This is a genomic window from Pseudomonas sp. 2VD (assembly GCF_005503585.1).
GTDB lineage: Bacteria > Pseudomonadota > Gammaproteobacteria > Pseudomonadales > Pseudomonadaceae > Pseudomonas > Pseudomonas aeruginosa.
In genome coordinates this window covers 1-10,782 of record NZ_SCND01000205.1, presented here as the reverse complement: position 1 = coordinate 10,782, position 10,782 = coordinate 1, and the positions used below count along the sequence as shown (strand labels likewise).

General features: G+C 66.5%; 11 protein-coding genes. 9 read left to right on the top strand and 2 right to left on the bottom strand.

The window, feature by feature from the left end; genetic code table 11:
* Positions 1-23: 23 nt before the first annotated feature.
* The 8 genes from mrdA (at position 24) to lipA (ending at position 8,363) form a co-directional block, all read left to right on the top strand.
* Positions 24-1,964, top strand: coding sequence for a penicillin-binding protein 2 (gene mrdA, locus FFS27_RS20575; RefSeq protein WP_003093191.1), 1,941 nt, complete (start codon positions 24-26; stop codon positions 1,962-1,964).
* Positions 1,965-1,995: 31 nt separating this feature from the next.
* Complete coding sequence (rodA, locus tag FFS27_RS20570) at positions 1,996-3,099, top strand: rod shape-determining protein RodA (RefSeq protein WP_023657032.1); 1,104 nt, start codon at positions 1,996-1,998, stop codon at positions 3,097-3,099.
* An 8-nt stretch (positions 3,100-3,107) separates the two neighbouring features.
* The gene (mltB, locus tag FFS27_RS20565) at positions 3,108-4,130 is read left to right on the top strand and encodes a lytic murein transglycosylase B (protein ID WP_003132500.1); all 1,023 of its coding nucleotides are present in this window, start codon (positions 3,108-3,110) and stop codon (positions 4,128-4,130) included.
* Positions 4,127-5,152 (top strand): septal ring lytic transglycosylase RlpA, encoded by a 1,026-nt coding sequence (rlpA, locus tag FFS27_RS20560; protein WP_021265263.1) that lies wholly within the window; start codon positions 4,127-4,129, stop codon positions 5,150-5,152. Before mltB ends, rlpA begins: the two co-directional genes overlap by 4 nt.
* Positions 5,153-5,217: 65 nt before the next feature.
* The gene (locus FFS27_RS20555; RefSeq protein WP_003093182.1) at positions 5,218-6,378 is read left to right on the top strand and encodes a D-alanyl-D-alanine carboxypeptidase family protein; all 1,161 of its coding nucleotides are present in this window, start codon (positions 5,218-5,220) and stop codon (positions 6,376-6,378) included.
* Positions 6,379-6,448: 70 nt separating this feature from the next.
* Positions 6,449-6,730 carry a DUF493 domain-containing protein gene (locus FFS27_RS20550; protein WP_003100311.1) on the top strand — a complete coding sequence of 94 codons (282 nt, stop codon included), beginning with the start codon at positions 6,449-6,451 and terminating at the stop codon, positions 6,728-6,730.
* Positions 6,730-7,383, top strand: a complete 654-nt coding sequence (lipB, locus tag FFS27_RS20545) for a lipoyl(octanoyl) transferase LipB (protein WP_021265262.1) — start codon at positions 6,730-6,732, stop codon at positions 7,381-7,383. The genes FFS27_RS20550 and lipB overlap by 1 nt, the downstream gene beginning before the upstream one ends.
* Positions 7,380-8,363 carry a lipoyl synthase gene (lipA, locus tag FFS27_RS20540; RefSeq protein WP_003119196.1) on the top strand — a complete coding sequence of 328 codons (984 nt, stop codon included), beginning with the start codon at positions 7,380-7,382 and terminating at the stop codon, positions 8,361-8,363. The genes lipB and lipA overlap by 4 nt, the downstream gene beginning before the upstream one ends.
* Positions 8,364-8,508: 145 nt before the next feature.
* Here the strand turns inward: lipA and FFS27_RS20535 are convergent, their stop codons facing one another.
* Positions 8,509-9,402 (bottom strand): LysR family transcriptional regulator, encoded by an 894-nt coding sequence (locus FFS27_RS20535; protein ID WP_003132503.1) that lies wholly within the window; start codon positions 9,400-9,402, stop codon positions 8,509-8,511.
* Positions 9,403-9,509: 107 nt separating this feature from the next.
* On the opposite strand from FFS27_RS20535, the gene FFS27_RS20530 reads away from it, so the two are divergent.
* The gene (locus tag FFS27_RS20530; RefSeq protein ID WP_003132505.1) at positions 9,510-10,400 is read left to right on the top strand and encodes an alpha/beta fold hydrolase; all 891 of its coding nucleotides are present in this window, start codon (positions 9,510-9,512) and stop codon (positions 10,398-10,400) included.
* Positions 10,401-10,509: 109 nt separating this feature from the next.
* Here the strand turns inward: FFS27_RS20530 and FFS27_RS20525 are convergent.
* A partial coding sequence (locus FFS27_RS20525; RefSeq protein ID WP_137952175.1) for a peptidoglycan-binding domain-containing protein occupies positions 10,510-10,782 on the bottom strand: 273 nt, incomplete at its 5' end.

Below are 10,782 nucleotides of genomic sequence, written 5' to 3'. Positions count from 1 at the left end.
ACCACAAATAGTCCCCAGTCCCGATGCCGCAGCCGATCCACCTGAAAGACCACGAGAAAGACGCCCGCCTGGTGCGTCGGCGCGTCATCGTCGGGGCGGTGGCGGTGGTCTTGCTGACCCTGGTGCTGGTGGCGCGCATGTACCACCTGCAGGTGACCCAGTACGAGTACCATTCGACGCTGTCGGAGAACAACCGGGTCCATGTGCAGCCGATCCCGCCGACCCGCGGGATCATCTTCGACCGCAACGGCGTGATCATCGCCGACAACCGACCGAGCTTCAGCCTGACCATCACCCGCGAACGCACCGAGGACCTGCAGAAGACCCTCGACACGCTGGTGGAGATCCTCGGCCTGACCGAGGACGACCGGGCCATCTTCGAGAAGCGCATGAAGCAGGGGCGGCGTCCGTTCGAGCCGGTTCCCATCATGTTCGAACTCAACGAGGAACAGATCGCACGCATCGCGGTGAACCAGTTCCGCCTGCCGGGCGTCGACGTGGCGACCCAGTTCGTCCGCCACTACCCGCTGAAGGAGCACTTCGCCCATTCGGTCGGGTACGTCGGGCGGATCAACGAGCAGGAACTGAAGAACCTCGACCCGATCAACTACAGCGGCACCCACCATATCGGCAAGACCGGCATCGAGCGCTTCTACGAGAGCGAGCTGCATGGCACGGTTGGCTACGAGGAAGTCGAGACCAACGCCCGCGGGCGGGTGCTGCGGGTGCTCAAGCGCACCGACCCGATTCCCGGCAAGGACATCGTCCTGAGCATCGACAGCCGCCTGCAGGAGGCCGCCGAGAACGCCCTGGCCGGGCGGCGGGGCGCCATCGTGGCGATCCAGCCGTCCACCGGCGACGTGCTGGCGATGGTCAGCCAGCCGAGCTACGACCCCAACCTGTTCGTCACCGGCATCAGCTTCAAGGCCTATGCCGAGCTGCGCGACTCCATCGACCGGCCGCTGTACAACCGCGTCCTGCGCGGGCTCTATCCGCCGGGCTCGACGGTGAAGCCGGCGGTGGCACTGGCCGGCCTCGACGCCGGGGTGGTCACGCCGACCTCGCGGGTCTTCGACCCCGGCTACTACCAGTTGCCCAACTACGACCACAAGTACCGTAACTGGAACCGCTACGGCGATGGCTGGGTGAGCCTGGAGTCGGCGATCTACCGGTCCAACGACACCTATTTCTACGACCTCGCGCACAAGCTGGGGATCGACCGCCTGCACGCCTTCATGAGTCGCTTCGGTTTCGGCCAGAAAGTCGCCCTGGACATGTTCGGCGAAGCCGACGGGCTGATGCCCTCGCGCGAATGGAAGCGCAAGACCCGCCGCCAGGTCTGGTACCCGGGGGAGACCCTGATCCTCGGCATCGGCCAGGGCTACATGCAGGCGACGCCGATCCAGTTGGCGCAGATGACCGCGCTGCTGGCCAACAAGGGCCACTGGATCCGCCCGCACCTGGCCAAGACCATCGACGGCCAGCCGCCGGTCGACCCCGACCCGATGCCCGACATCGTGCTGCGCGACCCGGCCAACTGGGACCGCGTCGACTACGGCATGCAGCAGGTGGTGCATGGCGCCCGCGGCACGGCGCGCAAGGTCGGCGCCACCTCGGCCTACCTGATCGCCGGCAAGAGCGGTACCGCCCAGGTGGTGGCGATCAAGCAGAACGAGCGCTACGACCGCTCCAAGCTGCTCGAGCGGCACCGCGACCACGCCCTGTTCGTCGGCTTCGCGCCGGCCAACAACCCGCAGATCGCGGTGGCGGTGATGGTGGAGAACGGCGAGTCCGGCTCCGGCGTCGCCGCCCCGGTGGTCAAGCAGGTGATGGACGCCTGGCTGCTCGACGAGCACGGCAAGCTCAAGGCCGAATACGCGGAACCCGTCGCGCCGCTCGCGGCGGCGGTGGCCAAGCCCGAACCCACGGCAGCCGAGCCGGAGGCGCCCGCCCTTGAACAGTAACTTCGACCGCACCCTGTCCAACGAAGACGTGATGCGCCGGCGCGCCAGCCTGTTGCAGCGCCTGCACATCGACGGGATTCTCCTGCTGCTGTTGCTGATCCTCGGCGCCACCGGCCTGTTCGTCCTCTATTCGGCGAGCGGCAAGAGCTGGGACATGCTGATGAAGCAGGCCACCTCGTTCGGCCTGGGACTGGGCATGATGGTGGTCATCGCCCAGATCGAGCCGCGCTTCATGGCCCGCTGGGTGCCGCTGGGCTACCTGGTGGGGGTCGCGCTGCTGGTGGTGGTCGACGTGATCGGCCACGACGCCAAGGGGGCGACGCGCTGGATCAACATCCCCGGGGTGATCCGCTTCCAGCCCTCGGAGTTCATGAAGCTGCTGATGCCGATGACGGTGGCCTGGTACCTGTCCAAGCGCAACCTGCCGCCGGGGCTCAAGCACATGGTGATCAGCCTGGCGATCATCGTCACCCCGTTCGTGCTGATCCTGAAGCAACCCGACCTCGGCACCGCCATGCTGATCCTCGCTTCCGGCGGCTTCGTGCTGTTCGTCGGCGGCCTGCGCTGGCGCTGGATCGTCGGCGCGGTGTCGGCGGCGGTGCCGATTGCCGTGGCGATGTGGTTCTTCATCATGCACGACTACCAGAAACAGCGGGTGCTGACCTTCCTCGACCCGGAAAGCGACCCGCTGGGCACCGGCTGGAACATCATCCAGTCGAAGGCGGCCATCGGTTCCGGCGGGGTATTCGGCAAGGGCTGGCTGCTGGGCACCCAGTCGCACCTGGATTTTTTGCCGGAAAGCCACACCGACTTTATCATTGCGGTCCTCGGCGAGGAGTTCGGCCTGGTCGGCGTCTGCCTGCTGCTGGTGCTCTACCTGCTGCTGATCAGTCGTGGCCTGGTGATCACCGCCCAGGCGCAGACGCTCTACGGCAAACTGCTGGCCGGTGGCATCACCATGACGTTTTTCGTTTATGTCTTCGTGAATATCGGTATGGTGAGCGGGTTGTTGCCGGTGGTGGGGGTACCGCTGCCTTTCATTAGTTATGGCGGAACTTCGCTGGTTACCCTGTTGTCAGGGTTCGGGGTTCTGATGTCGATCCATACCCATCGGAAGTGGATCGCCCAGGTTTGAGACCAAGAGTGAAGAACGCAATGCAAGTACTGCGTACATGGGCGGCCAGGGGCGTCCAATGGGTCGGCGTAGCCGGCGTCATTGGCCTGTCCGGGGCGGCCCAGGCGGGGGACTACGACGGCTCGCCGCAAGTGGCCGAGTTCGTCAGCGAAATGACCCGCGACTACGGCTTCGCCGGAGAGCAGCTGATGGGGCTGTTCCGCGACGTGAACCGCAAGCAGTCGATCCTCGATGCGATCTCGCGCCCGGCCGAGCGGGTCAAGCAGTGGAAGGAATACCGGCCGATCTTCATCAGCGACGCGCGCATCAGTCGTGGCGTCGACTTCTGGAACAAGCATGCCGAAGACCTGGCGCGGGCGGAGAAGGAATACGGCGTGCCGGCCGAGATCATCGTCTCGATCATCGGCGTGGAAACCTTCTTCGGCCGCAACACCGGCAGCTACCGGGTGATGGACGCGCTGTCCACCCTCGGCTTCGACTACCCGCCGCGGGCCGACTTCTTCCGCAAGGAGTTGCGCGAGTTCCTCCTGCTCGCCCGCGAACAGCAGGTCGACCCGCTCAGCCTGACCGGCTCCTACGCCGGCGCCATGGGCCTGCCGCAATTCATGCCGAGCAGCTTCCGCGCCTACGCGGTGGACTTCGACGGCGATGGCCACATCAATATCTGGAGCGACCCGACCGACGCCATCGGTAGCGTCGCCAGTTACTTCAAGCAGCACGGTTGGGTCACCGGCGAGCCGGTGGTCTCGGTGGCCGAGATCAACGACGAGAGCGCCGAGAGCGCGGTGACCAGGGGCGTCGACCCGACCATGAGCCTGGGCGAGCTGCGTGCCCGCGGCTGGCGCACCCATGATGCGCTGCGCGACGACCAGAAGGTCACGGCGATGCGTTTCGTCGGCGACAAGGGCATCGAGTATTGGGTCGGTTTGCCGAACTTCTACGTGATCACCCGCTATAATCGCAGCGCCATGTATGCCATGGCGGTTTATCAGCTGGCGGGCGAGATTGCCCGCGCGCGAGGTGCCCATTGAGCAAGCGTGTCCGCTCCTCCCTGATCCTGCCCGCCGTCTGCGGCCTCGGGCTGGCGGCCGTGCTGTTGAGCAGTTGCTCCAGCAAGGCGCCCCAGCAGCCGGCCAGGCAGGCGGGTATTTCCGGGCCGGGCGACTATTCCCGTCCGCATCGCGACGGCGCCCCCTGGTGGGACGTCGACGTGTCGCGGATCCCCGATGCGGTGCCGATGCCGCACAACGGTTCGGTGAAGGCCAACCCCTACACCGTGCTGGGCAAGACCTACTACCCGATGAACGATGCGCGGGCCTACCGGATGGTCGGCACCGCGTCCTGGTACGGCACCAAGTTCCACGGCCAGGCCACCGCCAACGGCGAGACCTACGACCTCTACGGCATGACCGCCGCGCACAAGACCCTGCCGTTGCCGAGCTACGTGCGGGTGACCAACCTGGACAACGGCAAGAGCGTGATCGTCCGCGTCAACGACCGCGGCCCGTTCTATTCCGACCGGGTCATCGACCTGTCCTTCGCCGCGGCGAAGAAGCTCGGCTATGCCGAGACCGGCACCGCGCGGGTCAAGGTCGAAGGCATCGACCCGGTGCAGTGGTGGGCCCAGCGTGGCCGGCCGGCGCCGATGGTCCTGGCGCAGCCCAAGCAGGCGGTGGCCCAGGCCCCCGCTGCGACGCAAACTCAGGCGGTGGCGATGACCCAGCCGATCGAGACCTACACCCCGCCGCCGGCGCAGCACGCGGCCGCCGTGCTGCCGGTGCAGATCGACTCAAAAAAAAACGCTTCATTACCAGCCGATGGCCTGTATCTCCAGGTGGGCGCCTTCGCCAACCCGGATGCAGCGGAGCTGCTGAAGGCCAAGCTGAGCGGCGTGACGGCTGCGCCGGTGTTTATCAGCTCGGTCGTACGCAACCAGCAGATTCTGCACCGGGTGCGGCTGGGACCGATCGGTTCGGCGGACGAGGTTAGCCGCACCCAGGACAGCATCCGCGTGGCCAACCTTGGCCAGCCGACGCTGGTACGCCCCGACTGAGCGCCTACTCACGCAGGGAATTCCCGCAAGGGATTGTTTGACCATTGGTAGAACCAGAGAGACGGATGAACATCACCACTATCGCGAAACGCTTGTCACTGCTTGTCCTGTTCATCGCCCCTACGGCTGGCTGGGCTGCTGAATCCATGGTTCCGGCGCCGCCGCAACTGGCCGCCAAGTCGTACGTCCTGATGGACGGAGAGAGCGGCCAGGTTCTGGTCGAGAACAACGGCGACCAGCGCCTGCCGCCGGCCAGCCTGACCAAACTGATGACCGCCTACATCGCCACCAAGGAGATCGAGGCCGGCCGCATCGGCGAGAACGACCTGGTCACCGTCAGCGAACATGCCTGGCGCACCGGCGGTTCGCGGATGTTCATCAAGGTCGGCAGCCAGGTATCGGTGAGCGACCTGCTGCATGGCATCATCATCCAGTCCGGCAACGACGCCAGCGTCGCCCTGGCCGAGCATATCGCCGGCAGCGAAGACGCCTTCGCCGACATGATGAACACCACCGCGCAGAAGCTGGGCCTGACCAACTCCCACTTCATGGACGCCACCGGCCTGCCCAACCCGGACCACTATTCCTCCGCCCGCGACATGGCGGTGCTGGCCCGCGCGATCATCTACGGCGAGCCGAGCCACTACGCGATCTACGCGCAGAAGGAATTCCTCTGGAACAACATCAAGCAGCCGAACCGCAACCTGCTGCTGTGGCGCGACAAGACCGTCGACGGCCTGAAGACCGGCCACACCGACGAAGCCGGCTACTGCCTGGTGGCTTCCGCGGTACGCGACGGCCAGCGCATGATCGCGGTGGTGTTCGGCACCAACAGCGAGCAGGCCCGCGCCGCCGAGACCCAGAAGCTGCTGACCTATGGCTTCCGCTTCTTCGAAAGCCGCAACTTCTACAAGAAGGGCACCGAGCTGACCAAGGGCCTGGTCTGGAAGGGTTCCGAGCATGAAGTGAAAGCCGGCCTCGCCGAAGACCTGACCATGACCCTGCCGCGCGGCCAGATGCAGAAGCTGCAGGCCAGCATGGTCCTGGAGCCGCAGCTGATGGCGCCGATCCAGCAGGGCCAGGTGATCGGCAAGGTGGAAGTGAAGCTGGACGACAAGGTCATCCGCAGCGCCGACCTGGTCGCCCTCAACGCCGTCGAGGAGGGTGGTTTCTTCCGCCGCCTGTGGGATAGCATCCGCCTGTTCTTCTACGGTTTGTTCAACTGACCGACCGGCGCCCGCCCGCTCACGAGGCCAGCGGGCGCCCGTCCCCGCGGACCACGGGTCCGCCGCCGCCATGACCGATACCCCTGACGTTCAACCCCCGAAAATCGAATTCCCCTGCGAGCGCTATCCGATCAAGGTGATCGGCGACGCCGGCGAAGGTTTCTCCGACCTGGTCGTGGAAATCATCCAGCGCCACGCGCCGGATCTCGACGTCGAGACCCTGGTGGTCCGCGACAGCAGCAAGGGGCGCTTCCTCTCGGTGCAGGTGCTGATCACCGCCACCGATGTCGACCAACTGCAAGCCATCCATAACGACCTGCGCGCGACCGGACGCGTGCACATGGTGCTCTGATGGGACTCGAGCTGGGCTTCCGTGAGCTCGGCGAGGTTCCCTACGAACCGACCTGGCATGCCATGCAGCGCTTCGTTGCCGAACGCGACAAATCGGTAATGGACGAAGCCTGGCTGTTGCAGCACCCTGCGGTCTTCACCCAGGGGCAGGCCGGCAAGGCGGAGCATGTGCTGTTCCCCGGCGACATCCCGGTGATCCAGGTGGATCGCGGCGGCCAGGTGACCTACCACGGCCCCGGCCAGTTGGTCACCTACCTGCTGCTCGATGTCCGCCGCCTGGGACTGGGCGTGCGCGAGCTGGTCAGCCGGATCGAGCAGAGCCTGATCGGCCTGCTGGCGTCCTATGACGTGCAGGCCGTGGCCAAGCCGGACGCGCCGGGTGTCTACGTCGACGGGGCGAAGATCGCCTCCCTCGGCCTGCGCATCCGTAACGGCTGTTCCTTCCATGGCCTGGCGCTGAACCTGGACATGGACCTGCGACCGTTCCAACGAATCAATCCCTGCGGCTACGCCGGGATGCCCATGACCCAACTGCGCGACCTGGTTGGGCCGGTGGATTTTGCCGAGGTGTGTACCCGATTGCGCGCTGAGCTCGTCTCACGCCTTGGCTACGCTGAACAGAAGACCCTTACGGGCGGGATCGAACTGATATGAGCACTGTTGTGGAGAAGTCCGGAGAAGCCAAGCCGGGCAAGGTGGAAGTCGGCGTGAAGCTGCGCGGCGCGGAAAAGGTCGCGCGGATTCCGGTGAAGATCATTCCCACCGAGGAACTGCCGAAGAAACCCGACTGGATCCGCGTGCGCATCCCGGTTTCCCCCGAGGTCGACCGCATCAAGCAACTGCTGCGCAAGCACAAGCTGCACAGCGTCTGCGAAGAGGCGTCCTGCCCGAACCTGGGCGAGTGCTTCTCCGGCGGCACCGCGACCTTCATGATCATGGGTGACATCTGCACCCGGCGCTGCCCGTTCTGCGACGTCGGCCATGGCCGGCCGAAGCCGCTGGACGTCGACGAGCCGACCAACCTGGCCATCGCCATCGCCGACCTGCGGCTGAAGTACGTGGTGATCACCTCGGTGGACCGCGACGACCTGCGCGACGGCGGTGCCCAGCACTTCGCCGACTGCCTGCGCGAGATCCGCAAGCTGTCGCCGGGGATCCAGCTGGAAACCCTGGTGCCCGACTATCGCGGTCGCATGGACATCGCCCTGGAGATCACCGCCAACGAGCCGCCGGACGTGTTCAACCATAACCTGGAGACGGTGCCGCGCCTGTACCGCTCCTCGCGGCCGGGCTCGGACTTCGAGTGGTCGCTGGACCTGCTGCAGAAGTTCAAGCAGATGGTTCCGCACGTACCGACCAAGTCCGGGCTGATGCTTGGCCTGGGCGAGACCGACGATGAGGTCATCGAGGTCATGCAGCGGATGCGCGAGCACGACATCGACATGCTGACCCTTGGCCAGTACCTGCAGCCGTCGCGCAACCACCTGCCGGTGCAGCGCTTCGTGCATCCGGATACCTTCGCCTGGTTCGCCGAGGAAGGCGAGAAGATGGGCTTCAAGAACGTCGCGTCCGGTCCGCTGGTGCGTTCGTCCTACCATGCCGACCAGCAGGCGCACGGCAACAAGATCGGCTGATCGACGCCGCGCCAATGCCTTCCGACGCCGCGTCCCTGCACAGGGACGCGGCGTTTTTCATTGGGCAGCCACGAAGCCTCTTCGGACGTAGGACGAACAACCGCTTGCGGTTATCCGCCGGCGCGTAGGTGAGTACCGTTTGCTCTCATCCCTGTGCGGTAACGAAGCGACTGCGCTGGCCGAGCTGCCGCACCGCCTCGATCAGTGCCTCGGCCGCCAGGCTGGGTTGGCGCGAGAAGGCGTAGAAACGCGCCTCCGGCAGCGTCGGAAAACCCTGTTCCGGGCCCAGTTCGCGCAGCCCCTCGCGCATCTGGCTGCGCGCCACCACCGTCACGGCGAAACCGGCCAGCGCGGCGGACAGGCAGCCGGCCATGCTGGCGCTCTCGAACACCAGGCGCCAGGGACGCGCAGCGGCGCCGAGGGCTGTAATCGCCGCTTCGCGGTAGACGCAGGGTTCGGGGAACAGCGCCAGCGGCAGCGGTTCGCCCACGGGCAGCTCGATCGCGGTCGCCGCGGCCCAGACCAGCGGTTCCTCCCAGAGCAGTTCGCCGTCGTCTCCGACCCGCCGGCACTGCTTGCCGAACACCACGTCGGTGCGCCCCTGGGCCTGCTGGCGGAGCAGGTCGGTGGTGATACCGACCTTGAGTTCGATGGATGCTTCGGGGTGCCAGCGGCGAAAGCGTTGCAGGACGCGTGGCAGCCAGGCGCTGGCGAAGTCCTCCGAAGCGCCGATGCGCAGGCGGTCGCGGATCGGCGTGCCGTGCAGCCTGGCGCGGGCCTCGCGCTCCAGCTCGACGATGTTGCGGGCATAGGCGTAGAGCGTCTCGCCCGCCTGGGTCAGCTCCAGGCGGCGGGTGGTGCGGCTGAGCAGGCTGACGCCGGCTGTCTGTTCCAGGCGCTTGATATGCCCGCTGACCGCGGAGGGAGTGAGCGCGAGATTGTCCGCGGCGAGGGCGAAGCCGCCACTGTCGACCACTTCGAGAAAGGTACGCAACAACACGATATCCAGGGATTGGGAGGTGGGGACGGCAAGCTCCATGAGGTCTTCCATTCATCTCGTTTCATGAATAGTAGACGCTAACTATTCATGAATCACCCTTGGCAAGCGTCCTAGGATGTCCCTTCGCTTTCTCTTGGAGAGGTCCGATGAGCCGCTATGCCTTCGTTTCCACCGATGTCCTGGATATCGCCTACCTGGAGTGGAATCCGCAGGGGGCGCGCAGCGCCGTCTTGTTGCACGGTTGGCCGGACAGCCCGCATGCCTGGGAAGACCTGGCGGAGTCCCTGGCGGACGCCGGCTATCGGGTGCTGGCACCAGCCCTCCGGGGATTCGCCCCGACCCGCTTTCGCGATGCGTCTACTCCGCGCAGCGGGCAACTGGCGGCTCTGGCTTGCGATCTGCTGGCATTCGTCGACGGCCTGGCATTGCAGCGTCCCCTGCTGGTCGGCCATGACTGGGGTGCCCGCGCGGTGGCCAGTGCCTGCGGACTGCGCGAGGGCTTCGCCTCGCACCTGGTGATGCTCTCGGTGGGGTACGCCAGCAACGATCCGCAGCAAGTTCTTTCCCTGCCGCAGGCCCGTAGCTTCTGGTACCAGTGGTTCATGGCCACGCCACGCGGCGAGCGCGCGCTGCGCGAGGAGGGCGAGGCGTTCGCCCGGCAGATGTGGGACACCTGGTCGCCGCCGGGATGGTATGCCGAGCGCGATTTCCAGGAGGCCGCCCAGGCCTTCTCCGGGCCGGACTGGGTCGCCGTGGTGCTGCACTATTATCGGCATCGCTGGGGCTTCGTCGCGGGGGAGCCGCGCTACGGGGCGGCGGAACAGCGCTTGCTCCCGGCACCGCGCCTGGCGCTGCCGACCCTGGTGCTGCACGGCGGCGCGGATGCCTGCACCCACCCCGACGGCTCCCGCGGACGCGAGCACTACTTCAGCGGGCGTTACCAGCGGCTGGTGCTGGAGGGCGTCGGCCATTTTCCGCAGCGCGAGGCGGCCACCCAGGTGGCGGACGCTATCCTGCGGTTCTGCGCGGATGACTAGGTTCTGGACGCCGCAGCGGCGGATAACGCCCATGGCGTTATCCGCCCTACGAACCGGTGTGCCGCGAGCGGTCGCGGCGGACGTGGGGTCGTAAGCTCCGCCGGCGGCCCTATGGCGTCCGCAGGCGGTCGAGCAGCGCCGGGGTCGGATAGCCGTCCGCCGGCCAGCCGAACTCCTGCTGGCAGGCGCGGATCGCCTTGCGCGTATTGGCGCCGATGATGCCGTCCACCGCGCCCGGATCGTGTCCGCGGGCGGCCAGTTGCCGTTGCAGCTCGATGCGCTGCGAGCGGCTCAGCGGAACATCCTCCAGTGGCCAGGCGCCGACTATCCGGCCGCCGCCCTTGAAGCTGTCGGCGAGCAGGCCGACGGCCAGGGCATAGGC